23 protein-coding genes are annotated in these 26,004 nt (G+C 45.5%); 11 read left to right on the forward strand and 12 right to left on the reverse strand.

Annotated elements, in window-relative coordinates:
* Window positions 1–58: 58 nt before the first annotated feature.
* Window positions 59–1,141 carry a class I fructose-bisphosphate aldolase gene (locus JGK22_RS19780; RefSeq protein ID WP_293184119.1) on the reverse strand — a complete coding sequence of 361 codons (1,083 nt, stop codon included), beginning with the start codon at window positions 1,139–1,141 and terminating at the stop codon, window positions 59–61.
* Window positions 1,142–1,368: 227 nt separating this feature from the next.
* On the opposite strand from JGK22_RS19780, the gene JGK22_RS19785 reads away from it, so the two are divergent.
* From JGK22_RS19785 to JGK22_RS19795, 3 genes are all read left to right on the forward strand, one after another.
* Window positions 1,369–3,987, forward strand: a complete 2,619-nt coding sequence (locus JGK22_RS19785; protein WP_293313452.1) for a M1 family metallopeptidase — start codon at window positions 1,369–1,371, stop codon at window positions 3,985–3,987.
* A gap of 77 nt (window positions 3,988–4,064) precedes the next feature.
* Window positions 4,065–4,346, forward strand: a complete 282-nt coding sequence (locus JGK22_RS19790) for a hypothetical protein (RefSeq protein ID WP_293197484.1) — start codon at window positions 4,065–4,067, stop codon at window positions 4,344–4,346.
* Between the two features lie 321 nt (window positions 4,347–4,667).
* Window positions 4,668–5,084, forward strand: a complete 417-nt coding sequence (locus JGK22_RS19795; protein ID WP_293184117.1) for an NUDIX hydrolase — start codon at window positions 4,668–4,670, stop codon at window positions 5,082–5,084.
* A 252-nt stretch (window positions 5,085–5,336) separates the two neighbouring features.
* Here the strand turns inward: JGK22_RS19795 and JGK22_RS19800 are convergent, their stop codons facing one another.
* The 6 genes from JGK22_RS19800 to petC all read right to left on the reverse strand — a co-directional run bounded on the left by JGK22_RS19800 (window position 5,337) and on the right by petC (window position 10,839).
* Window positions 5,337–5,819, reverse strand: a complete 483-nt coding sequence (locus JGK22_RS19800) for a hypothetical protein (protein ID WP_293210853.1) — start codon at window positions 5,817–5,819, stop codon at window positions 5,337–5,339.
* 51 nt (window positions 5,820–5,870) lie between these two features.
* Window positions 5,871–7,040, reverse strand: coding sequence for an FAD-dependent oxidoreductase (locus JGK22_RS19805; protein ID WP_293184112.1), 1,170 nt, complete (start codon window positions 7,038–7,040; stop codon window positions 5,871–5,873).
* Between the two features lie 365 nt (window positions 7,041–7,405).
* The gene (gene psbQ, locus JGK22_RS19810; protein ID WP_293184111.1) at window positions 7,406–7,849 is read right to left on the reverse strand and encodes a photosystem II protein PsbQ; all 444 of its coding nucleotides are present in this window, start codon (window positions 7,847–7,849) and stop codon (window positions 7,406–7,408) included.
* 91 nt (window positions 7,850–7,940) lie between these two features.
* Window positions 7,941–8,792, reverse strand: a complete 852-nt coding sequence (locus tag JGK22_RS19815; protein WP_293189855.1) for an alpha/beta fold hydrolase — start codon at window positions 8,790–8,792, stop codon at window positions 7,941–7,943.
* 312 nt (window positions 8,793–9,104) lie between these two features.
* On the reverse strand, window positions 9,105–10,094 hold the full coding sequence (petA, locus tag JGK22_RS19820) for a cytochrome f (protein ID WP_293184106.1): 990 nt from the start codon (window positions 10,092–10,094) through the stop codon (window positions 9,105–9,107).
* Window positions 10,095–10,296: 202 nt separating this feature from the next.
* A complete protein-coding gene (gene petC / locus JGK22_RS19825) occupies window positions 10,297–10,839 on the reverse strand; it encodes a cytochrome b6-f complex iron-sulfur subunit (protein WP_293184104.1) in 543 nt (180 codons plus the stop codon).
* Between the two features lie 206 nt (window positions 10,840–11,045).
* Between petC and JGK22_RS19830 the strand changes: the two genes are divergently transcribed.
* On the forward strand, window positions 11,046–11,363 hold the full coding sequence (locus tag JGK22_RS19830; protein ID WP_293214398.1) for a DUF3067 family protein: 318 nt from the start codon (window positions 11,046–11,048) through the stop codon (window positions 11,361–11,363).
* 255 nt (window positions 11,364–11,618) lie between these two features.
* Here JGK22_RS19830 and JGK22_RS19835 read toward each other — a convergent pair whose 3' ends face one another.
* Window positions 11,619–11,768, reverse strand: a complete 150-nt coding sequence (locus tag JGK22_RS19835; protein WP_293184100.1) for a hypothetical protein — start codon at window positions 11,766–11,768, stop codon at window positions 11,619–11,621.
* A 46-nt stretch (window positions 11,769–11,814) separates the two neighbouring features.
* Between JGK22_RS19835 and JGK22_RS19840 the strand changes: the two genes are divergently transcribed.
* On the forward strand, window positions 11,815–12,123 hold the full coding sequence (locus tag JGK22_RS19840) for a carbon dioxide-concentrating mechanism protein CcmK (protein WP_106149684.1): 309 nt from the start codon (window positions 11,815–11,817) through the stop codon (window positions 12,121–12,123).
* A 200-nt stretch (window positions 12,124–12,323) separates the two neighbouring features.
* On the opposite strand, the gene pip is transcribed toward JGK22_RS19840, so the two are convergent.
* The 3 genes from pip to JGK22_RS19855 all read right to left on the reverse strand — a co-directional run bounded on the left by pip (window position 12,324) and on the right by JGK22_RS19855 (window position 16,016).
* The gene (pip, locus tag JGK22_RS19845) at window positions 12,324–13,268 is read right to left on the reverse strand and encodes a prolyl aminopeptidase (RefSeq protein WP_293184098.1); all 945 of its coding nucleotides are present in this window, start codon (window positions 13,266–13,268) and stop codon (window positions 12,324–12,326) included.
* 173 nt (window positions 13,269–13,441) lie between these two features.
* Window positions 13,442–14,209, reverse strand: coding sequence for a twin-arginine translocase subunit TatC (gene tatC / locus JGK22_RS19850; RefSeq protein ID WP_293313461.1), 768 nt, complete (start codon window positions 14,207–14,209; stop codon window positions 13,442–13,444).
* An 853-nt stretch (window positions 14,210–15,062) separates the two neighbouring features.
* Window positions 15,063–16,016: an NAD(P)-dependent alcohol dehydrogenase gene (locus JGK22_RS19855; RefSeq protein ID WP_293242938.1), complete on the reverse strand. Its 954-nt coding sequence runs from the start codon at window positions 16,014–16,016 to the stop codon at window positions 15,063–15,065.
* Window positions 16,017–16,162: 146 nt separating this feature from the next.
* Between JGK22_RS19855 and JGK22_RS19860 the strand changes: the two genes are divergently transcribed.
* The 4 genes from JGK22_RS19860 (at window position 16,163) to JGK22_RS19875 (ending at window position 21,966) form a co-directional block, all read left to right on the forward strand.
* A complete protein-coding gene (locus JGK22_RS19860; RefSeq protein ID WP_293184092.1) occupies window positions 16,163–16,921 on the forward strand; it encodes an SDR family oxidoreductase in 759 nt (252 codons plus the stop codon).
* 170 nt (window positions 16,922–17,091) lie between these two features.
* Window positions 17,092–18,189 carry a DJ-1/PfpI/YhbO family deglycase/protease gene (locus JGK22_RS19865; protein ID WP_293206893.1) on the forward strand — a complete coding sequence of 366 codons (1,098 nt, stop codon included), beginning with the start codon at window positions 17,092–17,094 and terminating at the stop codon, window positions 18,187–18,189.
* A gap of 169 nt (window positions 18,190–18,358) precedes the next feature.
* Complete coding sequence (locus JGK22_RS19870) at window positions 18,359–19,765, forward strand: N-acetylmuramoyl-L-alanine amidase (protein ID WP_293184088.1); 1,407 nt, start codon at window positions 18,359–18,361, stop codon at window positions 19,763–19,765.
* Window positions 19,766–19,950: 185 nt separating this feature from the next.
* On the forward strand, window positions 19,951–21,966 hold the full coding sequence (locus tag JGK22_RS19875; RefSeq protein WP_293313454.1) for a family 10 glycosylhydrolase: 2,016 nt from the start codon (window positions 19,951–19,953) through the stop codon (window positions 21,964–21,966).
* Window positions 21,967–22,779: 813 nt separating this feature from the next.
* Here JGK22_RS19875 and JGK22_RS19880 read toward each other — a convergent pair.
* Window positions 22,780–23,376 carry a TetR/AcrR family transcriptional regulator gene (locus tag JGK22_RS19880; RefSeq protein WP_293184083.1) on the reverse strand — a complete coding sequence of 199 codons (597 nt, stop codon included), beginning with the start codon at window positions 23,374–23,376 and terminating at the stop codon, window positions 22,780–22,782.
* A gap of 159 nt (window positions 23,377–23,535) precedes the next feature.
* On the opposite strand from JGK22_RS19880, the gene JGK22_RS19885 reads away from it, so the two are divergent.
* Together JGK22_RS19885 and JGK22_RS19890 are read left to right on the forward strand one after the other, a co-directional pair.
* The gene (locus tag JGK22_RS19885) at window positions 23,536–25,137 is read left to right on the forward strand and encodes an MFS transporter (RefSeq protein ID WP_293313455.1); all 1,602 of its coding nucleotides are present in this window, start codon (window positions 23,536–23,538) and stop codon (window positions 25,135–25,137) included.
* 137 nt (window positions 25,138–25,274) lie between these two features.
* A complete protein-coding gene (locus tag JGK22_RS19890) occupies window positions 25,275–25,979 on the forward strand; it encodes a rhomboid family intramembrane serine protease (RefSeq protein ID WP_293213425.1) in 705 nt (234 codons plus the stop codon).
* The last annotated feature ends 25 nt before the right edge of the window (window positions 25,980–26,004 follow it).

Consider the following 26,004-nt stretch of genomic DNA (forward strand, 5'->3'; position numbering starts at 1 on the left):
CGAACCTTATAGCATTGGGTGCGCGGCACGCACCCTAATTTTAGTGTGCTGTGAAGTTTTAGGCGATCGTGATTTCGGGCGACAAATAAACGTCTTGAATGGCGTTAAACAATTTTACGCCTTCTTCAAACGGACGCTGAAAAGTTTTGCGGCCGGAAATTAAGCCGCAGCCGCCTGCGCGTTTGTTGATTACCGCCGTGCGAATTGCTTCGGCAAAATCGGTTTTTCCCGAAGCACCGCCGGAGTTGATTAAACCCATCCTTCCTGCATAACAGTTGAGGACTTGATAGCGGGTTAGATCGATCGGGTGATCCGTCGTCAAATCAGTATAAACCCGCTTGTCGGTTTTGCCGTAACTATGACCGCTAGCTTTAGCAACAGCTTCGTAACCGTTGTTGCACTCCGGCAATTTTTGCTTGATAATGTCAGCTTGAATTGTCACTCCCAAGTGATTTGCTTGCCCGGTCAAATCAGCGGCTGTGTGATAATCTTTGTCTTGTTTGAAGATATCATTGCGGAGGTAGCACCACAGAATTGTTGCCATTCCGTACTCGTGAGCGTGGGCAAAAGCTTGACTCACTTCTTGGATTTGCCTGGTCGATTCCGGGGAACCAAAATAAATTGTGGCTCCGACTGCAACGGCTCCCAAATTCCAAGCTTGTTCGACGGAAGCAAACATTATTTGGTCGGATTGATTGGGATAAGTTAGCAGTTCGTTGTGATTGAGTTTGAGAATGAAAGGGATTTTGTGCGCGTATTTGCGAGATACGCTTCCTAACACTCCGAGAGTTGTCGCGACAGCATTGCATCCTGCGGAGATTGCTAGTCTGATGATGTTTTCGCTGTCAAAATAGATGGGATTTGGTGCAAAAGAAGCGGCCGCTGAGTGTTCGATTCCTTGGTCTACTGGCAGGATTGATAAATAGCCGGTATTTGCCAAGCGTCCGCTAGAATATAGTTGCTGGAGCGATCGCAAAACTTGAGGAGAGCGATCGGTTTGAGCGAAAATGCGATCGACCCAATCCGGGCCCGGCAGGTGCAACAAATCTTTAGAAATTTTTGCTTGATGGGTGAGCAAGTCTTCGGCTTCGTCGCCTAGCCAAGATTCGATCGCACTGGGAACTGATAGTGTAGCTGTCATGCAGATTTACCCTCTCAATTTCAATGGCAGGCTGATGATTGCAGACATTAGCCTTACTGATATTGTAACTGAAAAATCTTTTTTTCCATCCTGGCAACGATCGCCTGAATTTTTAACAACATTAGCGACAACAGCAACTAGGACGCGCTACTCTGTAATTAAGCTGGCAGTTCCGCCCGATAGCTGCTGCCTGCGATCGCCGATCGACTCACAACTCCTCCATCACAATGTCACACACTTACTTTGATTCTGAAAACAGCCACAAATCCTTCGAGATGCCCGGTGCTAGGCCCCACTACAACCCAGATCGCCCCGGACAAGTAGAGCATATTTTCCTCGATTTAGTCCTCGATATTCCCAAACAAAGTTTTCGCGGCACTTGCAGCATCCGCATAAATCCAGTCCGCAGCGGTATTGACAAATTAACCTTAGATGCTGTCAACCTGAACATTAAATCTGTCAAAGTCGGGGAAACCGAGCAGAATTTTGACAGCGACGGCGAAGTGCTGCAAATTCAACTGCACGAACCAACAACAGCTTACGAACCGATTACAATTGCGATCGCATACTCGGTCGAAAAACCCCAGCGCGGCCTCTATTTTGTCGGGCCAGACAAACACTATCCCGACAAACCAACACAAGTTTGGACTCAAGGCGAAGACGAAGATTCTCGCTTCTGGTTTCCCTGTTTCGACTATCCCGGACAGTTGGCAACTTCCGAAATTCGCGTGCAAGTTCCCAGACAACTTTTTGCAATATCCAACGGCGAATTAGTTAGCACAAAAAACGATGGCGACGACAAGATTTATCACTGGTCGCAAACCCAAATCCACCCGACATATTTAATGACCTTAGCAGTCGGAGATTTTGCTGAAATCAAAGATGAATGGAACGGCAAACCAGTTAATTATTACGTGGAAAAAGGCCGCGAAGCTGACGGTAAGCGCAGCATGGGCAAAACGCCGAAAATGATTGAATTTTTCTCTAAAGCATTTGGCTATCCTTACCCTTTTCCTAAATACGCTCAAGTCTGCGTCGATGATTTCATCTTCGGCGGCATGGAAAATACTTCGACAACTTTGCTAACAGATAGGTGCTTGTTAGATGAACGCGCCAGCCTGGACAATCGCGGTACAGAAAGCTTGGTCGCCCACGAATTAGCTCACCAATGGTTCGGCGATTTAGTCGTAATTAAACATTGGTCTCATGCTTGGATCAAAGAAGGCATGGCTTCCTATTGTGAGGTGTTGTGGACTGACCAAGAATACGGCAAAGAAGATGCGGCTTATTATATGTTAGGTGAAGCCCGCAATTATTTAGCTGAAGACAGTTCTCGCTACCGCCGCCCGATGGTGACTCACGTTTACCGCGAAGCGATTGAATTGTACGATCGCCATTTGTACGAAAAAGGCGCTTGCGTGTATCACATGATCCGCGCCGAGTTGGGCGACGAACTATTTTACAAAGCAATTCACACTTTTGTGCGCGATAACGCTCACCAAACTGTGGAAACGATCGATTTGCTAAGGGCGATCGAAAAAGCTACCGGTCGCAATCTGACATTTTTGTTTGACCAGTACGTTTATCGTGGCGGTCATCCAGATTACAAAGTTGCTTATTCCTGGGACGGCGACAGCAAATTAGCCAAGGTTACTATTACCCAAACTCAGGTAAAAGACAACAAAAATGGTAACGGGAACAGCAAAGATGTCTTTGACCTAAAAATTCCGCTCGGCTTCGGTTACAAACCAGAAAAAGATGCAGATGAGCGAAATGCTGCTAATATAAAAACTTTCACGGTTCGAGTTCACGAACGCGAGCAAAGTTTCTATTTTCCCCTAGAAGATAAGCCCGCATATATCAGTTTTGATGTCGGCAATAAATACCTAAAAACAGTTGCTCTAGAGTATGGAGTTGCCGAACTTAAAGCTCAGTTACAGTTCGATCCAGACCCGGTTTCTAGGATTTACGCCGCCCACGCTTTGGCGAAAAAGGGAGGCTTGGAAGCTGTGAAAGCGCTGTCAGAAGTTCTCAAAAAAGAGCCGTTTTGGGCTGTGCGGGCGGAAGTAGCCGGTCAGTTGGTTGATATTAAACTCGACCAAGCTTTTGATGGTTTAGTAACTGGTTTGAAGGATAAAGATGCTCGGGTGCGCCGTGCGGTGGTGAATGCGCTGGGTAAAATCAAGACTCACGAGACTTATAAGGCGCTGAGGTCGATCGTTGAAAAAGGCGATGACAGCTATTATGTAGAAGCGGCCGCAGCGAGTGCTATGGGTTCGATCGCAGGCGCGAATCCCGACGAAAAACCCACGGACGAACAGGTACTCAAAGAGTTAAAATTGGTTTTGAAAGAGCGCGAGGGCTGGAATGAGGTTGTGCGATCGGGTGCTATTTCCGGTTTGGCGCAAATGAAAACTTCGGAAGATGCGCTCAACCTGATTTTGAAATACACAGCCGTCGGTACTCCGCAAGCTTTGCGCTTGGCTGCAATTCGCTCTTTGGGGACAATTTCGACAGGTCAAACTAAGCTCAATTTGGAACGGATTTTGCATCGATTGGCAGAACTTTCTAAAGAGACTTTTTTCTTGACTCAAGTATCTGTTGTTGTCGGTTTAGGACAGATGGAAACTCGCAAAGCTATCAGAATTTTACGTTCTTTAGCTGACCAAACTCCTGATGGCCGCGTCCGCATGATGGCTGATGAAGCTGTGCAAAGAGTGCAGAAAAATGCTGGTTCCGATGCAGCAGTGAAGCAATTGCGCGAGGAGTTAGATCAGGTGAAAAAGGAGAATCAAGATTTGAAGAGTCGGATGGAAAATCTGGAGGCTAAGGCGAAGAAAGATTAGTTCAACAGTTGACAGTTGACAGTTGACAGTTGAGAGTTTGAGAGCGACCTCTACCTAGAAGGAAGAGGATTGGAGTAATGAATAGTCTGATTTTAATTTCTCCCGATCAGGGTTCCGACTTTCAACCAATTCTTTCTGGTAAGGTGCGTCGCTATGAGACTGTCGCTGCGATCGAGGATTGTTTCGGGCGACGCACCCTACCAGCTAACAGTTACAATAATTCTAGCATTAGGTATCCTGGAAGACATTTTACCAGCTCAACAGCAGCCATCTATTTTGTGGATGAATTTGCCAAAAGTCTCGAAACGCCGTTAGTTGTGTTGGGTGCAGTTTGCGATTGGCGATCGCCCTGTTATTAAAATAATCTTATTTTTTAGCTGTATTGCCTTGAAGTTTGGTATTTTAAGCACAGGTAAAATCCTACATATTTCTATTTCTGACTTAGTTATTGTCTCGACTGAGAGCGCAAATAGAACTTAAGCAATCCCACTCAATAAATAAACCGGGCTTTTTTTATGAAAAAATAGCTTTCAGCAATTATTTTTCATAAAAGGAACTGATTTTGCTGTATCGGTGGGTAAGTTCTAATAGATAATCGGGGTGTATCAACTTTTTTGTTTTGAATCTTCAACTGTCAATCAAGTTGAAGCAGCCTTTGCACCCTAAAGATTGCATAAATCATGAGTACAAGAACTATTGTATTGGTAGAACAATCGGCTGTCATTCCCTACCGCATTCAAAACGGACAAATTGAAGTAATGGTGATTACTTCTTCAACGGGTAAGCGTTGGGTGATTCCTAAAGGGTTAATTGAACCTGACATGACTCCTCAAGATTCTGCTGCTAAGGAAGCTTGGGAAGAAGCAGGTTTGTTGGGTAAGGTGTTCCCTGATTTGCTGGGAACTTATGAGTACCAAAAGTCTGGCTATATTTGTCAGGTAGAAGTATTTTTACTGCAAGTACAAACTGTTCTGGAAAAATGGCCGGAAGCTAGCTGTAGAAAGCGACAGTGGGTAACTATTCCGAAAGCAATTAAGCGGGTTAATGAACCGGAACTTAAACTTATTCTTGCTAATTTACCGAATCGGTTTTGCTGATTAAAAGGTTCGTAGTGAGGACTTTAGTCCTAATTAACTAACTCAAACATAGAGAAAGGTCGGCTCGCATTTGGGCCAAGGTACGTAGTTGCGCTTCAGCGCTCTTTCCTAATCTTATAAAGAGCGCTTTCATCGCAACTACGTACCTAATTTGTCTATCGCACTATACTCGAAAAATCATTATTCCGGTGTAAATGGAAAGGACTGAAGTCCTCACTACAAACCTATGATATCGGTGTGAAAAGTTTTACCTCAAGCGTTAGCTGACAGAAAAGGAAGGCTTTCGGCTAAGTTATCCTTGACTTCAATGCCCTGTTTTCTTCCCCAAAACTGGCTTAAGAAATGAATTTGCCGCAAGCCGACAATTAAATTTAAACCTGGTACAAACATCCACCAAACTGTTAGCGGTTCTTTAATTCCTTCTTGGCGGTACAATTCGTTAACTGTGTTATAAAGTTTGAACTGCACGATGTAAATCCAAGCAATTCCTACGAAGGAAAACCAACCAAACCATCCGGGAACGTCGGGGTCGAATATCCGCAAAGCTTGGGGGATGGCTACTCCTAAAACAAAGGGCAATAAGCAAAGTGTCCCCGACCAACCCTTGCCGTTATAACTCCGCAATTCTTCTTGAATAATCCATTTGTACCAGCCGTAATATAGCAGCAAGCTGACTCCAGATAGCAAGATTACTCGCCACAAAATGCGTGGCTTTCCTAAGGGTTTTTCGGACATTTTTAGATGTAAGATATGAATGGCTTTATTGATTATATTAACATTTGTTAATTATTGCAAAATTGCTTCTCGGATCGATCGCGCGGTAGCAGGGGCCAGCAGAACACCATTGCGGTAGTGGCCGCTAGCGATGAAAACCTTGCTGTTACTGGGAAGCGCTTCGATAATTGGGGCTGGGCGTCCTTCGGGGCGCGGGCGCAATCCCGACCATTTTCGGATGATTTCAGCTTCGGCTAAGGCTGGACAAAGTGCGATCGCCCTTGCCATCACTTCCTCCAACATCTCAGCATTCGCCTGCACTTCCCCGCCGTTTTCGGGAAACTCTACCGTCGCCCCCACCCAACATTCTTGATTTGCCAAAGGTACAATGTGAATGTCATCGCAGGTAATTACTGGCGCAAAATCTGGGTTTCCCAAGGGATTTTTCAACCGCAAATGCAGCGCCTGTCCCAACACCGGGCGAATGTCCACCAATTGATTTAAGGATGCAGTGACAGCAGCAGTACCTAAGCCAGCAGATACAATTAGTCGATCGAATTTTTCAGTAACAGGCAAGATGCCTGTTCCACAAGATATTAAGTTTATTGTGGGGTTGGTACTATTTTCAGTAACAGGCAAGATGCCTGTTCCACAAGATAGGGAGTTTGTTGTGGAACAGGCATCTTGCCCGCTCTTGATGCCTTGAACTTCTACCCCAAACTGAAAATTAACTCCATTGAGCTTAGCAGCATCAACCAAAGCTAAAGTTAAAGTAGTTGGATCGACTTGCCGGTCTTGAGGCGAATAAATCCCAGCAATTATGTTATGATTTAAATCAAGATGAGGGCAAAACTCGCGCACTTGTTCCACCTCCCAAAGTTCTAATTTCCAACCTTGAGACTTGCGAGTTGCTGCTAGCTTTTCCCACTTACTTAAATCTTCTCCTTCCGAACACAGCAGCAAAATTCCCTGTTTGTTAAATGGAATTTTCCGCCCCGTAGCTGCTTCCAATTCAGGAATCAAAGTTTCGTAGCGCTGAAGGCTGGTTTCCCTTAAATGCCAATTTCTGCCCTTAGTTTTGTGGCTGATAACTCCCATCAAAACGCCGAGGGCTGCACCTGTAGAACCTTGTACTGGGGGCTGTTTGTCGAATACAGTGACTTTTAATTCGGGAAATTTACTTAGTTCAAAGGCGATCGAAGCCCCGACAATACCGCAACCAATAATTGCAACGCGAACCATTGAATTTTAGATTTTAGATTTTAGATTTTAGATTGTACAGAAGAATACCGGGCGGTTAGAAACCGCGGCTACATAAACGAAACCCGAGCTCAGAGGGGTTGAAGAACGGGCAGTAAAAATTACGTTTTGCGTTATTTTCTTCAGTCCACGGAGGTGGACTTCGTGTGTGTAGACGCGGTTTCAACCGCCGTGGCAGTAAAAATTACGTTTTACGTTATTTTCTTCAGTCCACGGAGGTGGACTTCGTGTGTGTAGACGCGGTTTCAACCGCCGTGTGTGTGTGTAAACCAGGTTTCAACCGCCGTGTTCGTGTGTGTAAACCAGGTTTCAACCATACGTCCGATCTGCGCGACAAACTAAAGCGATTAGGCTTTAGGAAGTAGCTGCAAGAAAGTATCGAAATCCTTCACAGCTTTGCTATAACTAGCGGTGATTTTGGCATTGTCAGCCATTTTAGCAGCGTTATCAATCTCTACCAAATCAGCAAACAAACTCTTGGTCAAATCCATAGCTTGCTGTTGAGATTTCGGCAACAAACTGCCCGACACGGTTTTCATGGTGCCGCGCAATTCGCCGAGAGGCCCGTGAATGTAAGTTTTGGCATCAATCCAATTTTTTTTCTGAATTAGGGTTCCTAGGTTGTTCATGCGCGATCGGAACTCTGTCAGAGTAGGAACATAGCGCTGAATCTGTTGGATCTGGGCTGCTGTGTAAGTCGTGGGAACTTTTGCTTCGACACTGCTGCAACTAACCAGAAATGCCATCAAAAATGCCATCATCAAGGCAAAAAAGGAACGGGGACGAGTCATAGCGATTTTAGACTTTAGATTTTAGATTTCTCGTTGCGGGCCGGCACCGGGACACCGCCCCTACTTTGCACCGAGAGTTAGGTACAAAATATTATTTTACCTCCTTTTGGCGCAGAAAAGTTATCAGAGCACCGCCAACTTTTTCTGACCAATGTTCTTGAGGATAATGGGAGACTTCTTCTAGGGTGACTAACTCGGCATTTTTCATGGAATTGACTAATTTTTTAGCTGGTTCAACACTCAGCCAAGGGTCGGTTAAACCCCACACAAATAAGGTTGGGCTTGTCCATCCTTGTAAGCCGGATTCAATTTCTGCCATTGACTTTGGCAGTTGAATGTTGCGGATGGTGTTCATTAGCGATCGCCCTGCATCCGAGCTCTTCAAAAACGGGCGTCGGTAAACATCTAAATCCTTGTCTAATACCCTGATGCGACTTCCGCCTTCGAGGGTTCTGTCCACCAAAAGTGGGTCTTGCGTCAGCATATCGCCAATAAAAGGCAGCCCCAACTGCTGCATTTTCCAAGGCAATTTGATATCTGCTGAAATTGGTGTATTTATAATGACTAAACGATCGATCTTATCGGGGTTTCGTAAAGCGTATTGAATGCCGGCAGATGCTAAAAATCCTTGGACGACTAGGGAAACTCGGTCTACTTCTAGGGTTTGAATAAAGCCTGTGAGGGCGTCTACAAAGGCATCGGGAGTATAAGCAAAGTCGCGTTTGTCTGGTTTTGTCGATCGCCCGTAGCCCACCCAATCCGGCGCGATCGATCGAAATCCACTCGTCGCCAAATCTGGCATAATCGCAGTCCAGGTAAAGCTTTGGGACGGTATACCGTGCAGCAGCAACACTGGTGATTTATCACTTTCGTTTACCGGATTTGCTTCCCGATAAAACCATTCCAGTGACCCTACTTGAATTGTTTTCTCATCAATTGGCATTATTTTACTTGTTATTTATCAAAGAATAAGGCGGGTATTCCCCGCCTTACTTACTTAATAGTTGGGTACGCACAAAGCACCATTAGTCTCAACAATTGCCTAAAACCTTTTGTATCTCAGGTTTCTATCTAAGTCTCGATCCCCCTAAATCCCCCTTAAAAAGGGGGACTTTAAGAATACTCTTGTTCCCCCCTTCTTAAGGGGGGTTAGGGGGGATCTAGGCTTAATAGTAAGGCAGCAGTCTGGCACTACACAAGACGTATTTGTTGACAATGATAACTGAACGCCTTACCCAACTCATGAAAGTCCTGCTTAGAAATTCATTTCAGCAGCTTGAACTTTTTCCACCTGTTTCTTCTTGAGAACCAGCATAATTTGAGCCAACATAGTCAAAGCTACGAAAGCCATCAATCCTGTAACTCGATTGGCACTTTGTAGCACAATTTCTACATCTTTTTGACCGAAACCGCCTACATTAGGATTGTTCGTCAAAAGTTCGGCGGCTGCAACTGTTTGTCCTTCAGTAACAATCAGTTCTGGGCCTGCGGGAATTGTATCAACAACCGCTGCACCTTCTGCTGGTTGAATTGTCACTTCATAGCCACCATCTTCGGGTTGAGCAATTTTAGAAATAGTGCCAGCTACTGAGGCATTATAAACAGTATTGTTGCTCTTGGCGCCAGTAGGATAAACCTGACCGCGACCGCGGTTTCCACCGACATAAATTAGATATTTGCCGTAGTGAACTGACTTGTCAGTTGCGGGATTTGGCGACAAAACTGGGAATACCAATTCTTTGTATTGTTCACCAGGCAGCGGGCCCACTAACACAATATTTTCTTGGGTTTCGCTGTAAGGTTGGAAGTAAAGATCGCCGACTTTTTCCTTCATTTCTTCGGGAATTCTGTCAGCGGGAGCAATCTTGAAACCTTCGGGTAACATCACAACTGCGCCTACGTTCAAGCCGCCTTTAGTACCGTCGCCGGTAACTTGCTGCACGCTTTGATCGTAGGGAACTTTGACAATTGCTTCAAAAACTGTGTCAGGTAAAACAGATTGGGGGACTTCTACTTCAGTCGGTTTGGCACCGAGGTGACAGTTGGCGCAAACAATTTTGCCAGTTGCTTCGCGGGGAGTAGCGGGTGCTGTTTGCTGGGCCCAGAAAGGGTAAGCGAATGCTGCTTGGGGAAGTGCGATGTCGCTACTAAGAAAAAATCCGGCGGCGGCGATCGCAATTAAGGCAGTTTTGGCGATCGTCCTGGCACTGCGGCGAAATATCGCAGATAAGTTAGTTTGTGGCATCAGAGTATTCAATCTCAAAGGTTCAGACAATTTAGTGATTAGTCATTGGTCATTAGTCATTGGTCATTGGTCATTGGTCATTAGTTATTAGTTATTGGTTATTGGTTATTGGTTATTGGTTATTGGTTATTGAAACTAACTGCTAACCACTAACGACTAATGACTAACTACTAACTACTAACTGCTAACTAATGACTAATAACTATGACCAGGTAGGTGCTTCGCCGGTGCGGAAATCTGTTTCTTTCCAAGGGGTAAAGGCCACCTTGTCATCTGCGACAGTGGCGTGGGCCAAGGCGAGAGATAAAGGTGCGGGGCCGCGTACCACTTTGCCCTCACTGTTGTACTGAGAACCATGACAAGGACACATAAACTTGTTTTCGCTAGCATTCCAAGGCACGACGCAACCTAAGTGAGTGCAGACTGCGTTGATGCCGTATTCGGCGAGAGTTAAGTCTTTTTGCACCACGAGATAGGTGGGGTCGCCTTTGAGGCCTTGGGCCAAACTGCGATCGCCCGCAGGGTGCGAAGTCAAATATTCGCTAACGATGATGTCGTTACCCAAGGCATCTTTAGCTGTCACGCCACCGCCAACAGCCCCACTCGACGGAGGAACAAAATATTGGACAACGGGATAAAGTGCGCCCAGTGCCACACCTGTGACTGTACCGAACGTCAGCAAATTCATAAATTGGCGACGCCCCATATCGGGAACATCGGGATTTCCAGCAGAAGTTTGAGCCATGACCTGCCTTTACGGTTTTAAGTTACGTTTGTTTGTGAGCCAACTTGTACGTGCAGACAACTCGGACTATCGGTGCTAATCTGCTCGCACAAATTTGAGGCAGCGAAAATTCCTTTTAAGAATGCGCCTTCCAGCCTTTATTAGAGTATTATTACATTTTTTGAACTTTGTCTTTTAATGTTTAACAGATTCACTCAGGAGCAACCATGACGGGCAAGGATTTACACCAGCTACTCCTACAAAAATGGGGAAAGTCTTACGATATCAGATTGCGGCGGACGCGGGGCAAGATTTTTGTGCAGGTGATGTGGAAATATTTGGAACAGGTGTCTTTTCCGATGACGGAGGCTGATTATTTCGAGCATTTGGAGGCGGTGGCCAATTACCTCAATGGCTGGGGCAGCACCGAACAGGTGAGAGAATATATTGTCACTACTCGCGATCGTCCGCGCTTGGGCAAAGCTGTCAGCATTCCCCTGGATTTGGGCGAAAGAGCCTCGGAGTGGTTGCTTGACGAGTTTTGAGTCATTAGTCATCAGTCATCAGTCATCAGTCATCAGTCATCAGTCATATCCGAATGATACCGGAGTGCGAGCGTTCTGCTCGCTGCAAGGGAAACCACAACGGTCGATCGCCCCTTCGCAGCTTGTAAAGTTTTGTGTCTGGGCGGGGCTGGATTTTTTAAGTTGAAAGTCCCAAAAATCGTCAGGCAAATTTGTCAGCCAACTTGCTGGCGGTGAGAAACTAAGCTGTCGCGCAGCTAATTTTTGCAGTTTATTTTATTCAAACTCTGATGTGGCGGGCTTTCCGGCGCGAAGACTGCTGTGGGATTTAAATGTCGCAACAGCTTCTGGAGTTTTTTTAATTTTGGGCGATCGGGCTTCTAGCTGACCAAAATCATCGGAACCAATTTCTGTCAACACTTTCACATACAATGAGTCTCAGATATCTTGTGAAACTTAGGAGAATGTTGTAATGGGTGTTGCAGTTGGAATGGTTGAAGTCTTAGGATTTCCCGCTGCCGTAGAAGTTGCAGACTCAATGGTGAAAGCAGCCCGAGTTACTTTAGTTCGCTATGAAAAAATAACCCGTGCTTACTGGACAATTATAGTTCGAGGAGATATCTCTGAAGTGCAAGCAGCCGTTGCTGCTGGAATTGAATCAGTTAAAAAGGTCGATGGCGGAAAGTTGCTATCGTATCACATAATTGCTCGTCCCCACGAGAATCTCGATTACATTTTGCCGATCGGCTATACGCCTGAAGTAGAACAGTTCCGAATGTAGACAAAGTTTTGACAAAACTTTGGTATGGAATTTTAACTTTTAGTAAAATATAGAGGCGCGGGCGATCGCACCTCTATATTTTTTATCAACCTTAAAATTGAACGATATCCCAATACTCAGCAAGAAATTACCATCACGCGGAAAATCTTTATAGGACTAATTAAAAATTAGCAATTAACCATTAGCAATTTGGATGACTATCAGTCTGCAAACTTATCTGTCGCCTCAATTAAACAGGTGCGAATTCCCGGTTCGCTCATCGAATGTCCGGCATCGGCAACTACAATGAACTCAGCTTCAGGCCAAGCACGATGCAGTTCCCACGCCGACATCATCGGGCAAACAACATCATATCTTCCCTGAACGATAACCGCCGGAATCTTGCGGATGCGATCGATATCTAAAAGCAATTTATCTTCCGGCTCTATAAATCCCTTATTTATAAAATAATGGCACTCAATTCTGGCAAACGCCTCCGCGAAAGCATCAATTCCAAAGCTTTGCTTTAAATCTAAATCTGGAAATAATCTACTCGTACTCCCTTCCCAAATTGACCAAGCACGAGCCGCTTCTAATCTAATGTGAGCATCTGGACTTGTCAAGCGTTGGTAATAAGCTGTTAGCAGATCGTCCCTTTCATTTATAGGGATAGGTTTAACATATTCTTCCCAAGCATCCGGGAAAATATAACTTGCTCCTTCTTGATAAAACCAGCGAATTTCTTTTTGTCTCAACATAAAAATGCCCCGCAAGATTAAACCCTTGCAACGGTCGGGATGGGTTTGACTGTAAGCTAAAGATAGAGTGCTTCCCCAACTACCACCAAAAACAACCCATTGCTGAATATTTAAATATTCTCGAAGTTTCTCAATATCGCTGACTAAATCCCAAGTTGTATTTTCTTGCAATTCTGCATGAGGTTTACTTTGACCACATCCGCGTTGGTCAAACATCACCAAACGCCATTTTTCCGGGTCAAAATATTGTCGGTAAAAAGGAGGACATCCACCTCCTGGCCCCCCGTGTAGCAATACAATAGGTTTTCCCTCTGGGTTTCCCGACTCTTCAAAATGAATGGTATGGATGTCAGAAACTTTGAGTTCTCCTTCGTTATAAGGTTGTCTAGGCGGGTAAAGTTCTCGCATTTTTTCAAGGATTTATAACTCGATCGTGTTTATTTTACATCCTGAGGATCGCACTCGTAAATAAATATAAGCGATCGATCGAACTTGACATACAACCCTTGTAGGGACTTAGGCTGGGTCTGTATCCCTACCGGGAGCGATCGATCTTTTGTATTCTCTGCTATTCCTAATTTTCACCGCCCCAAAAGCTTCACCAAACCGACGCCGCCAAAGTAAAGAGCGAGCACCGCACCTCCCAAAAGACTTTGCGTCAAAGGGTCAGTAGAAGGCGTTAAAACAGCACCCAAAACAGCCGCACCTAAGATCACATAACGCCAGCCGGAGAGCATTTTCTGAGAAGAAACTATGCCCAAAACGCCGAGCAATACTTGGACGATCGGGATTTGAAAAGCTAAACCCGTGCTGAACATTAACAGCAGTACAAATTTAAAGTATTTGTCGATCGACCACAACTGCTCTACAACATCCGCCCCGTAGGTAACAAAGAAGTTCAGCGCCGCCGGAATCAGAGCAATATAAGCAAATACCAGCCCGCCCAAAAAGAGGAAACTAGAACCGAAAAACACTGGCCCGAGCAACCCGCGTTCTTTGCGAGTCAAACCGGGTAGCACAAATAGCGCTATTTGGTAAAAAATAAACGGACTTGCAATCAGCAAACCGCTGTATCCCGCCACTTCGATAGAAACAAAGAAATACTCACCGGGAGCTAGTTGCAGAAACTTGACGGGCCCGGCGGGTACTTCTAGCAATTGTACGATCGGTTTAACTGTTAAAAAACAACCAACTACACCTATTGCTACGGCAATTAGCGAGTAGAAAAGTCGCTGACGCAATTCTTCTAAATGGTCGAACAAAGACATCTCAACTTCGTCGGGAAGTTCGTCGAGATATTCGTTTTCGAGGTTGCGGGAACCGAGAAAATCATCGGCGATTGGTGTAATGCTATTTTCGGAACTAACTTCTTCAGCTTCTAAGTTGCTGACATCCGTAGAATTATCGGCGATTGGTGCAATGCTATTTTCCGCGCTAACTTCTTCAGCTTCTAAGTTGCTGACATCCGTAGAATCATCTGCAATTGGTGCAATAGTATTTTCTGTTTCCGCGCTAACTTCTTCAGCTTCTAAGTTGCTGACATCTGTGAAATCGTCGGCGATTGGTGCAATAGTATTTTCCGAACTAACTTCTTCAGATTCTAAGTTGCTGACATCCGTAAAATCATCGGCGACTGGTGCAATAGTATTTTCCGAACTAACTTCTTCAGATTCTAAGTTGCTGACATTCGTGAAATCATCGGTGATTGGTGCAATGCTATTTTCCGCGCTAACTTCTTCAGCTTCTAAGTTGCTGACATCCGTAAAATCGTCGGCGGCTGGTGCAATGCTATTTTCCGAACTAACTTCTTCAGCTTCTAAGTTGCCGACATCCGTAGAATCATCTGCAATTGGTGCAATATTTTCTGAGTTAACTTCTGCACCTTCTAAGTTGTTGACAGCCATCAAATCATCAGCGACTGGTGAAATGCTATTTTCCGCGCTAACTTGTTCGAGGTTGTTGTCGGAATCTTGTTCGGATGTCTCCAAGTCTGAGGGCACAGTCATAGGGAATGGGGAATTGGTAATGGGGAATCGGAAATCGGTAATGGGGCAATTTTAGATTTGTTAATTGTTAATTGGTAATTGGTAATTGGTAATTGTAATTGGTAACTATTAACTATTAACTGTCAACTAAGAGGGCGGGCACGCACCATCCACCGCCCCTACTAATTGTCAACTGTCAACTGTCAACTGTCAACTGTCAACTGACTTCTTCAATGCCGATCGCAATTTTGCCGACAGCGCGGCCAGTTTCGCTGTACGCGTGGGCGGCGGCTACTTCAGGCAAGCTGTAAGTGCGATCGACAATCGGCTCAACTTTATCGGATTCGATTAACTCCCGCAAAATCTCCAAGTCGGCTGGGTTGGCATTGGCTAGAATGAATTTAGCTTTTTTACCAGGAATAAACCAGCTAGTCAACATCGGTGGGAGGTTGTCGAAACTCGGCAAAGTCGAGATATAAACTCCCTCCGGTTGCAGCACGTTTTCGCATTCAGCAAATGTCTTTGTACCGACAGCATCCAAAATTATATCATACTTTTCGGGTTGTTGAGTAAAATCAATTTCTGCATAATCTAGAACACAATCTGCTCCCAAATCCTTGACAAATTCTATATTCTTGGCGCTGCAAACTCCCGTTACTTCCGCATTCATTGCTTTAGCAACTTGCACCGCAAAAATCCCGACTCCGCCGGAAGCACCGTTAATCAATACTTTGTATCCTGCTTTAATTTCACCCAAATCTCTCAACGCTTGCAAAGCCGTTAAACCTGCGATGGGTACTGCTGCTGCTTCGACATGGGTGATGTTGTGAGGTTTAATTGATGCACTCGATTCTGGCACGACAGCGTATTCGGCACAAGCACCGCCAGCGATTGGATTTAAGAATGTATAAACTTCATCTCCGGGTTGAAATTTGGTGACTTCCGAGCCGACTTCTACGACAACTCCCGAGATGTCGGAACCGATTATTCGAGGAAAGTTAAATCCTGTAAGTAGTTGCAGGTGTCCTTGCCGGATTTTCCAGTCTACGGGATTGACGCTGCTAGCGCGAACTCTGACTAACAATTCGTTCGATTTGGCGATCGGCTTTTCTACTTCTCGGTACTGCAATACGTCAACGCTGCCGTAGCGATCGAACACAACTGCTTTCATGGCGATTTTTTTGATTTATTTTTAAGAGGACATTTAATCATGTACAATTATCATATAGCAAATTCTATTTCGCTTGTGAATGGGATTTATTTTTTTTAACCGCAGAGGGCGCAGAGGGCGCAGAGAAAGAGAAAAGAGAGAGAGAAATGATTGATTTAACTGGAAAGGTAATTTTAGTGACGGGCGGCTCGAAAGGGATTGGTGCAGTGACGGTGCGGACTCTTGTTAATGCTGGGGCCGAGGTGATTTTGCATTACTGTCGCAGTCAGGAAGCGGCGGAATCGGTAGCAGCAAGTGTGGCGGGCGATCGCTGTTATTTATTAGCAGCAGATTTGATGTTACCAAACGCGGCCTCTCTTTTGTGGCAAGATGCTGTAAAGTGGCGCGGTCATATTGATATTATAGTTAATAATGCTGGGATTATGCAGTCGGCTGGTATCGAGGACGATTTTGATATTTGGTCGTCGGCTTGGCAGCAAACTCTACAAGTTAATTTAGTTGCGGTTGCTGATTTGTGCCGGGAAGCAATTCTACATTTTAAAACTCGCAAGGTTGGTACGATTATTAATATAGCAAGTCGCGCTGCTTTTCGCGGCGATGACCCGAATTATCTGCACTACGCTGCATCAAAAGGTGCGATCGTTTCTCTAACTCGCAGCATTGCTAGAGGATTTGCGGCTGATAATATTTTGGCTTTTACTGTGGCGCCGGGATTTGTGAGTACGGAAATGTCGGATAAGTTTATTAGGGAGTGTGGCGAAGCACAGATTGTGCGCGATATCCCGATCGGCAAAATCGCCCCTCCTCAAGATGTCGCCAACGCGATCGCTTTTCTAGCATCGGGTTTGGCTGTGCACGCTACCGGAACAACGATCGACATTAACGGAGCCTCTTACGTGCATTGACTGTTGACTGTTGACTGTTGACTGTTGATCGTGTTGCTCTACTATAAAATATCTCTAAAGACTCACCTTAACAGCTTTTAAGAATAACTACTTTATCACTTTAGCCAGATGCTCAAAAAACGAGAAGTGACTTATGTTTAGATAAAAAGATAGCCTGAGGGAAAGTGATTGTGACAACAAATAACGGAACTAACACCAAACGAGTTGCCATACTAATCGAAAATGGAGTAGAAGATTCAGAATTTCTGGTTCCTTACAACGCCTTAAAACAAGCAGGATTTGACGTAGTTGTCCTCGGTTCGCGGACAAACGAAAAGTATGCAGGGAAAAATGGTAAAGTCGCCCAGCAAGCTGACGGAACTACCACTGAATCATTAGCAGAAGAATTTGATGCAGTCGTAATTCCCGGCGGTATGGCTCCCGATACCATGCGGACAAATCCCAATACAGTGCGGTTTGTGAAAGAAGCGATGGAGCAAGGAAAAATAGTCGCTGCTGTTTGTCACGGCCCGCAACTTTTGATTGAATCCGACGTACTCAAAGGCAAAAATGCGACGGGTTTCTTGGCAATTAAAACAGACATGATTAATGCCGGAGCTAACTACATCAACGAACCTTTAGTAGTTGACGGTAACTTGATTACTTCCCGCCAACCGGGAGATTTAGGAATATTTACCACCGCTATTTTAGCGCGCCTCGGTTACGGCGGTAAAGCAGTTGGTTTGCCAGAAGAAACTGATACGAGTGCAGAATGGTGGAAACTAGCTAATGGTTGGGGCGGCTCGACACAAGCGGACATTGTGAAAGGTTTGAATACCGCCCTCGCAGGGGAACGCTATGCTTGCGAAGCGTTTCAGAATTATGCGGAAAAAACCGGAGATGCCGATTTGCGATCGCTCCTGGCGGAAATGATCCAAAATAAACAGAAACACATCCTCGCTCTCGAAAACCGCCTCAGCGATTTCGGCGAAAAACCCTCAATTCCCGCCCAACTTGCTGACAAATACGCTAAATTAAAAGCCTCGGTGCAAGGAACAGATGAAACCTTCTTGCTGCGGAGCACTCTCGGCGATTTGCAAACAGGTGTTGTCGATATCAACAACCTGCGAGCGAAGTTCACAGATCCGGTATCAACTGACATCTTTACACAGATAGAAGCGGATTTGTCCAAGTGCGAGCAAGTCGTTGCTAAACTCTTCCGCACCCGTGCAGTATCGCAGGAAATTAAGGCACCTAAACCTTCGACTAGCCCCGCTGTCAAAATGTGATCTCCACGCGGATTAACAAATTTGTAGTTGTGTTCGGGGGTGAGAACCCCCACCCAGAACGCAACTACAAGTTTTTGCTGCAATAATAAAATATACGCCTTTGCGGTAAAATAAAAGCCGAGCATAAAAAACAGACATCAAGTAGCTGCAAGGTGGAGATTTTTATTAAATGGCTTCTATTTTTGTTTCAGCAGGGCATGGCGGGTTTGAAGGCAGCGTGCGCGATCCCGGGGCGATCGCATTTGGCACCACCGAATCCCAGGAACTTATTCTCACTCGGGATTTATTAGTACCTGAATTGCGGCAGCGAGGTATAGACACCTTCTCTGTACCAGATACTCTTAGCTTAATCGAAAGTATCGCTTGGATCAATAGTCGCTCTCAGCCGGGAGATGTAGCGGTTGAAATACACATAGACGCTTTTTCTAATCCCCAAGTCCGCGGTGCTAGCGCGTTTTATATTGGTAGCAACCCCAGACGAAAAGCAGATGCAGATTTAATTTTAAATGGCTATTTACGCAGGTGTCCACAAATACCGAATCGTGGCGCAAGAGCAGATACAGAAGCTGGTGTTGGTAGCCTTGCATTCTGTCGGCGCGTAAATATTCCTTCGCTGTTAATAGAACTCGGTTTTTTAACTAACATTGATGACTTGCGAACTATTCAAAATCGCCGCCGTGATGTCGCCCTCGGACTCGCTGACGGACTTGAAGCTTGGTTAAACAATACTCCTTTAAAACCCTTACCGACACCGACACCGACACCGACACCTGCACCGACACCGACACCGACACCGACACCGACACCAAAACCTATAGTTTATCCTTTAATTAATATCCAAATCAACGGTGCGCCCCACGAAGACAAAGGCATTTTGGTCAACGGAAATGCTTTTGTCCCTTCCGAAGTTCTAGACGCTCTCAATGTTAAACCAGAAACAGCCGATCGCCGAATCACCTACAATGGAGTAGTATTCGTGCGGGCTGTCGATTTGCGCGATCGCGACATTTCCGTAACTTGGGATCAGGCCACCACATCAGTATCCCTGCGATCGCGCCGTGATATCCTCTCCGGCGTAGGAAAAATCATGGGACGCGGTTTAACTACCGCCCAACAAATCACAGTATTTCTCACCAAAACAAACAGCAAAGCCCTGGTAATATTTCCCAACCTACCTCAAATTTACGTCCAAGAAGCAGCCGCAGAAGGCGTCAATCACGACGTAGCTTTTTGCCAAATGTGTTTAGAAACAAACTATCTCAACTTTGGCGGTGCAGTCAAACCAGAACAATTCAACTTTGCTGACATGGGAATCGTCAGCCCCACAAATTCCGGCATTTCCTTTCCCGATGCCAGAACAGGAATTAGAGCGCAAATTCAGCACCTAAAAGCTTACGCCAGTACCGAACCAATCAACCAACCTTTAGTTAAAGAAAACGTGCGTTTTCGTTTTGTCAAGCGCGGCGTAGCCCCCACCGTCAACGAACTTGCAGGTCGCTGGAATTCTGACCCTTTATACGGACAAAAAATCATCAATATCATCCGGCTGCTTTACGAAAATGCCAGTTTGCTGTAGTCGGTTGACAGTTGACAGTTGACAGTTGCTATAGCAATTATAGTTGTATTAGTTATTTGTTATTAGTTATTTGTGACTTGCTACTAATAACAAATAACTAATAACTAATAACCGCTCCCCAATGCCCCATTCCCAATGCCCAATGCCCCATTCCCAATTCCCAATTCCCGATTATAAATACAACTATGGTTTCCAGCACAAATCGCTTTTCCGACATTCAAAATCATTGGGCAAAAATATTCATTGATGGCTTAGTAGAAAGGGCCGTAATCAGCGGTTTTCCCGATCGCACTTTTCGCCCCAACAGCAACCTCACCCGGGCCCAATTCGCCGCCATAGTCAGCAAAGCCTTTCCCGTACCCGACAAACGGCCCTACATACCCTTTATCGACGTTCCCGCCACCCACTGGGCCGCCACAGCCATTCAAGCAGCATATAAAAGAGGATTTATCTCCGGCTATCCCGACAACCTGTTTAAACCCGAAAGCCTGATTACCAGGGCCGAAGCATTAGTTGCCTTAGTCAGCGGCATATTTGGGTCAAACGCTGTACCGACAAGCAATCTGGTTCTATCAAACATCTACCAAGACAGCACAGAAATTCCTAATTATGCCAAAAAGGCGATCGTCATAGCAACCCAATCCGAAATAGTCGTCAACGCCCCCAACTTAAACCTATTAAATCCCGCCGGAAACGCCACCAGAGCCGATGTAGTCGCCTGGGTTTATCAAGCATTAGTATATCTCAAAAGAGCGCCACAAATATACAATCAATATATTATAGTTCTCAGCAAAGTTCCCAGGCCGCAAGTTTACGTCAACCACCAGCGAGAATTTCGCGGAGTTTGGATAACATCCGTGTGGAATATTGACTGGCCATTCAGCAACAAACTCTCAACAGAACAGCAAAAAGCCGAACTCCTGAAAATCCTGGACAGGCTGCAAGAAATGAATTTCAATGCAATTATCCTCCAAATTCGAGCTGCGGGCGACGCCCTTTACACCTCAGAATTAGAACCTTGGAGTGCGTGGCTGACAGGAACTCAAGGAAAGCCACCGCAACCTTACTATGACCCTTTAATATTTGCCGTTACAGAAAGCCACAAACGCAACATCGAAGTTCACGCTTGGTTCAATCCGTACCGCGCCAAAGTTTCCACTCAAACCCCTCCCAACGTCCGCCCGCACCTCTCAGTTACCAATCCCGAATGCGTTTATCCGTGGGGCGACGACTTGTGGATGGATCCGGGAATTGATTTAGTTTTAGACAAGACTTACAACGTAATTTTAGATGTAGTTAAGCGCTACGATATAGACGGCGTTCACTTCGACGATTATTTCTATCCCTATCCCATTGACGGTCAAGAATTTCCCGACAGCAAGATTTACAATAGTTATATTTCTAGAGGCGGCCAAATGAGTTTAGGAGACTGGCGCCGCGAAAATGTCAACAAATTAGTTAGAAGACTCGGACAAGGAATTAAAACAGTCAAACCCAACGTAAAATTCGGCATCAGTCCCTTCGGTATTTATCGACCCGGACAACCACCACAAAGTCGCGGTTTAGACGCCTACGAAACACTCTATGCCGACGCCAAAAAATGGTTAGAATCAGGTTGGGTAGATTATCTAAATCCTCAACTTTACTGGCGCATCGATCAAACAGCTCAAAGCTATCCAATGTTGCTGGAATGGTGGCTAGAAAACAACCCCCAAAACCGACATATTTATGTAGGAAACAACTTAGGAAGACTTGACGGCAACAAGTGGACTGTGCAGGAAATAAACAATCAAATTGAGATTACGCGCAACTCTAAAGACAGCTTAGCTTTAGGCAATGTTTTCTTCAGCATGAAAGCATTTAGCGACAACCGCCAGCAAATCTACGATAATTTTAAATCCACTACATACGCGCAACCCGCACTCGTTCCCGCGATGCCTTGGCAAAATGGAAAGCCGCCGGCCCCTCCAGTATCAGTGGTAGTACAAAAAGTGGGGAATAGCAATGTTTTGCAGTGGAAAAATCCCGCCGATAAAAACATCCGTTCTTGGACGCTTTATCAAAAGAATGGTGATAGCTGGAAACTCATCAAAATCATCAATGCAGACACCGTACAAGTAACGGTAGGAACGGGAATTTATGCTTTGTGTGCGGTTAGCATAATGGCTGTAGAAAGTGTCGGAGTTTTCATAGAAATCTGAGGATAAAACATAAAAATATTCCTGATATCAATTCCGGTTACATCGGGATGATATAAACGGAGGAAACGGCACTGCCGTTTCCCTACCTCGATTAATTGCAGGGAAACGGCAGTGTGGTTTCCTCATTGTGGGTAATATAATTCAATACCGTTTACTTAAGACTGCCCTGGGGTAAAACCCTATGAAAAATAGATACTGAGATTGCTTCGTTCCTCGCAATGACAATCTTAAGTAAACCGTATTGATCTATATGTAGCGTATTCGAGGTTTGTGAAGTGTAGGGACACTCCGAGAGCCCATAGGTGTCAACTTAAGGTCAAATCCAGTCAGAGATTGCTGTTTGACTATTAAATCTAGATCCCCCCTAGCCCTCCTTAAGAAGTAGGGTGGTTTTATTGTCAGGATAGGAAATATAAAACTACCAAAAGTATCGCTCAAATGTCGGCTCGCGTTTGGGCCAAGGTACGTAGTTGCGCTTTTAGCGCTCTTTCCTAATATTATAAGGAGCGCTGAAGCGCAACTACGTACCTAATTTGTCTGACGACAATAAAACCGCCCTACCTAGCCCCCCTTAAGAAGGGGGGGGACAAGAACGTACTCAAAGTCCCCCTTCTTAAGGGGGATTTAGGGGGATCTGGACTATGGTAAAAACGACATTTATCAAGGCTTTCAGGCTTAAGTTGACACGCCTTGGGCAGTGCCGTGTCCCTACGGGGAGCGAGTGTACTTCATAAATGTGGAATTTGCTGTATGTTGCCAAACTTGCGGACAAGTTGAATTGAGACAGATCCAGCGATCGTTCAACTTTTTGAGCTACTTTAAAATCATCCCAAACATAAACTGAATATAGTTCTTCAGCGGAGCATCACTTTTGCTCAGTTTCATTTGCAACAAAGCACCTTCCCAACTATTTAAACAAAACTCTGCTAAGTCTTGAGCCTTTTGGTTTTTGGAGATTTCACCCGCAGTTTGGGCAGCTTCAATGCACTCAGCAAACTGATCTCGCCAGCGATCCGTAGCTTCTTGCAACCGCAGGCGAAAGCGATCGTTTTGATCGGCCATTTCTTGGCTGAGATTGCCAAACAAACAGCCTTCTCGGTATTGCAGAGTTTCAAATTCCTCTAACTTAAAGGTAAAATAACGCTTCAGCCGATTCAGAGGAGTGAGATTGATATCACCTAAATACTGTTCGACAATGCGATCGTGCATTTGGGAATCGTACTCGATGATTGCCAAACCGAATTCTTCTTTGCTACTGAAGAAGTGATAGAAAGAGCCTTTCGGAACCCCTACCGCTTGCAAAACTTCCTGAATTCCGGCGTGATTGTATCCTTTTTCCACAATGATTCGTCGCCCTGCTTTAATCAGAGCCAGTTTGGTATCTTCTTTGATGGCAACTTTTCCACTCATAAACAATGTTACTAGACCAGTCGTCTCGCTCGACGTTTTGAGATTAGCCTAATTTTGATGATTTTGTCAAGAAGGAGGGGCTTTAGTCATGGTATTAAAAAAACAATAATTTCAGGTGATGTAAGATAAAGTTCGATCGCAAACTCTCCCTATCCAAACATGAGCGCCACCGCACCAAAGCCCGCCTCAATGTGGAGTCCCCTAGCCCAGCCCGTATTTCGAGCTCTCTGGCTGGCCTCGGGAGTTTCCAGCATCGGCACCTGGATGCACGATGTAGGGGCCTCCTGGCTGATGACATCCCTATCCCCGTCGCCCCTGCTAATTGCCATGATGCAAGCAGCATCCAGCTTGCCATTTTTCATGCTAGCGCTGCCCGCCGGCGCGATCGCCGATGTAGTTGACAGACGCCGCCTGCTATTATTCACCCAAGGCTGGATGCTTGCCGCCGCAGCACTTTTGGGAATTCTCACCGTTGCCAACCTCACAACTCCCTGGATACTCCTAACATTAACCTTTGTGATGAGCATCGGCAGCGCGGTAAATATGCCAGTCTGGCAAGCAATTACCCCCGAATTAGTTGCCAAAGAACAACTGCCGTCAGCCGTAACATTGACCGGAATTGTCATCAATTTATCGCGATCCGTAGGCCCCGCTTTAGCAGGAATTATCATCGCATCCGCCGGAACAGGCTTCGTCTTTTTGCTGAATGCAGCTTCCTTTATCGGAGTCATTCTAGTCATTTATACGTGGCAGAGAAAGCCCCAAGAAACAGCTTTACCCGCAGAAAGATTTATCGGCGCAATGCAAGCCGGAATCCGCTACGTGCGCTATTCTCCACCTTTTCAAGCAGTCCTGATCCGCGCTGGGGCATATATTTTCTTTGCCAGCGCTTTGTTTGCCATGCTGCCACTTTTGGGTCGCCGAGAATTAGGTTTAGATGCTTTTAGATACGGGATAATTCTCGGTTTTTGGGGAATCGGTGGGTTAGCCGGAGCATTTATTTTGCCCAAAATCCGGCAGCGAATTTCGACTGATTTGTCGGTAGCAGCCGCATCGGCGGTGTTTGGAACAATGATGCTGGTATTGAGTTATGCGCGCAATTTCTATGCAGTATGCGCGGCGATGCTGGTGGTGGGATTGTCGTCTTTGACAGTGATGGTAAGTTTGAATGTAGCTGCTCAAACAGCCGTTCCTACATGGGTGCGGGCAAGAGCATTAGCGACATATTTGTTAGTATTTCAAGGCAGCATGACTTTCGGGAGTTTGCTGTGGGGAATCATTGCCCAGCAAGCAGGAATTTCTGTTAGTTTAAACATGGCAGGAGTTGGGGCGATCGCAACTACAGCCCTCGCCACACGCTACCGTCTCAGATGTGCAGAAAAAATGGATTTAACATCTTCCTTACACTGGCAGCAGCCCGCCCATTCTTTTGAGCCAAGTCCCAACGACGGCCCGGTGTTGATTACTTTAGAATACTGTATAGATCCGGCAGATGCAAATAGTTTCCAACAAGCAATGGAAGCAGTCAGCCGCACTCGCCGGCGCGACGGGGCGATTCAGTGGGGATTGTATCAAGATTTATCCCATCCCAGTCGCTTTGTAGAAACGATAATTGTCGAATCTTGGGCAGAGCACAAACGCCAATTCGAGCGAGTCACAAATGCCGATCGCGCGATCGAAGAAACAGCCCGCGCTTTTCACATCGGAGACACCCCCCCCAAAGTTTCCCAAATGATTTACGGCAATCCTGACAATAGATAAATTCTAGAGACAACCAACTGACTAATAACTAATGACTGCTGACTAATCCTAATAAATTCTTCCTTCCGACAGAAGACTTTTGGCCTGCAAATACGATATCGTGTTGCCAATATTTTGATGTTGAGGAGAAAAAAACTGTGGTTCCCTTACGCGATGACAATCCCACCAGTATCACTCCCTACGTTACCTTCGGGCTGATTGCTGCAAACGTATTAGTATTTTTGTACGAACTCAGTTTGGGCGATCGCCAATTAACGCAATTTTTCTACTCTTGGGCGGTCGTTCCTTGCCAGTTAAGCAATATGTGTCGGGTGTCTCTGCCAGTTTCGCCATTTCCCGAATGGACGACACTAATTAGCTCGCAATTCCTGCACGCAGGCTTTCTCCACATTGCCGGAAATATGTTATTTTTGTGGATTTTTGGTAACAACGTAGAAGACCGTTTAGGACACGTAAAATATTTAATATTTTACCTTACTTGCGGCGTTTTAGCATCACTAACTCAGTGGTATTTTTCCTCATCATCGGCTATTCCTTCCCTGGGCGCTAGCGGCGCGATCGCAGGCGTGATGGGCGCATACATTCTCAGATATCCCCAAGCCAAAGTTCTTACTTTACTACCTCTGGGCATTTTTATTACTACAGTCAGAGTTCCCGCTTTCTTCTTTCTCGGATTTTGGTTTGCACAGCAAGCATTGAGCGGCTTGGCTTCCTTGAATGCGCCGGCAAGTGTGGGCATGGAATCCGGGGGAGTTGCCTATTGGGCTCATGCCGGCGGCTTTGTTTTTGGCGCGATTCTCGGCCCTTTATTGGGACTTTTTTCTGATGAAAATCCGATTTAGATAGGACGTACGGTTGAAACCGCGT

Source organism: Microcoleus sp. PH2017_08_TRC_O_A, assembly GCF_020738665.1.
Lineage (GTDB): Bacteria > Cyanobacteriota > Cyanobacteriia > Cyanobacteriales > Microcoleaceae > Microcoleus.

Bases quoted from the DNA above. Each gene is read 5' to 3' on its own strand.
- JGK22_RS19860 (WP_293184092.1), top strand. From the start codon at position 16,163: ATGATTGATTTAACTGGAAAGGTAATTTTAGTGACGGGCGGCTCGAAA.
- JGK22_RS19855 (WP_293242938.1), bottom strand. From the start codon at position 16,016: ATGAAAGCAGTTGTGTTCGATCGCTACGGCAGCGTTGACGTATTGCAG.
- JGK22_RS19790 (WP_293197484.1), top strand. From the start codon at position 4,065: ATGAATAGTCTGATTTTAATTTCTCCCGATCAGGGTTCCGACTTTCAA.
- JGK22_RS19840 (WP_106149684.1), top strand. From the start codon at position 11,815: ATGGGTGTTGCAGTTGGAATGGTTGAAGTCTTAGGATTTCCCGCTGCC.
- JGK22_RS19870 (WP_293184088.1), top strand. From the start codon at position 18,359: ATGGCTTCTATTTTTGTTTCAGCAGGGCATGGCGGGTTTGAAGGCAGC.
- JGK22_RS19780 (WP_293184119.1), bottom strand. From the start codon at position 1,141: ATGACAGCTACACTATCAGTTCCCAGTGCGATCGAATCTTGGCTAGGC.
- JGK22_RS19800 (WP_293210853.1), bottom strand. From the start codon at position 5,819: ATGTCCGAAAAACCCTTAGGAAAGCCACGCATTTTGTGGCGAGTAATC.
- psbQ (WP_293184111.1), bottom strand. From the start codon at position 7,849: ATGACTCGTCCCCGTTCCTTTTTTGCCTTGATGATGGCATTTTTGATG.
- JGK22_RS19815 (WP_293189855.1), bottom strand. From the start codon at position 8,792: ATGCCAATTGATGAGAAAACAATTCAAGTAGGGTCACTGGAATGGTTT.
- JGK22_RS19875 (WP_293313454.1), top strand. From the start codon at position 19,951: ATGGTTTCCAGCACAAATCGCTTTTCCGACATTCAAAATCATTGGGCA.
- JGK22_RS19880 (WP_293184083.1), bottom strand. From the start codon at position 23,376: ATGAGTGGAAAAGTTGCCATCAAAGAAGATACCAAACTGGCTCTGATT.
- JGK22_RS19805 (WP_293184112.1), bottom strand. From the start codon at position 7,040: ATGGTTCGCGTTGCAATTATTGGTTGCGGTATTGTCGGGGCTTCGATC.
- pip (WP_293184098.1), bottom strand. From the start codon at position 13,268: ATGCGAGAACTTTACCCGCCTAGACAACCTTATAACGAAGGAGAACTC.
- petA (WP_293184106.1), bottom strand. From the start codon at position 10,094: ATGCCACAAACTAACTTATCTGCGATATTTCGCCGCAGTGCCAGGACG.
- petC (WP_293184104.1), bottom strand. From the start codon at position 10,839: ATGGCTCAAACTTCTGCTGGAAATCCCGATGTTCCCGATATGGGGCGT.
- JGK22_RS19885 (WP_293313455.1), top strand. From the start codon at position 23,536: ATGAGCGCCACCGCACCAAAGCCCGCCTCAATGTGGAGTCCCCTAGCC.
- JGK22_RS19830 (WP_293214398.1), top strand. From the start codon at position 11,046: ATGACGGGCAAGGATTTACACCAGCTACTCCTACAAAAATGGGGAAAG.
- JGK22_RS19785 (WP_293313452.1), top strand. From the start codon at position 1,369: ATGTCACACACTTACTTTGATTCTGAAAACAGCCACAAATCCTTCGAG.
- JGK22_RS19795 (WP_293184117.1), top strand. From the start codon at position 4,668: ATGAGTACAAGAACTATTGTATTGGTAGAACAATCGGCTGTCATTCCC.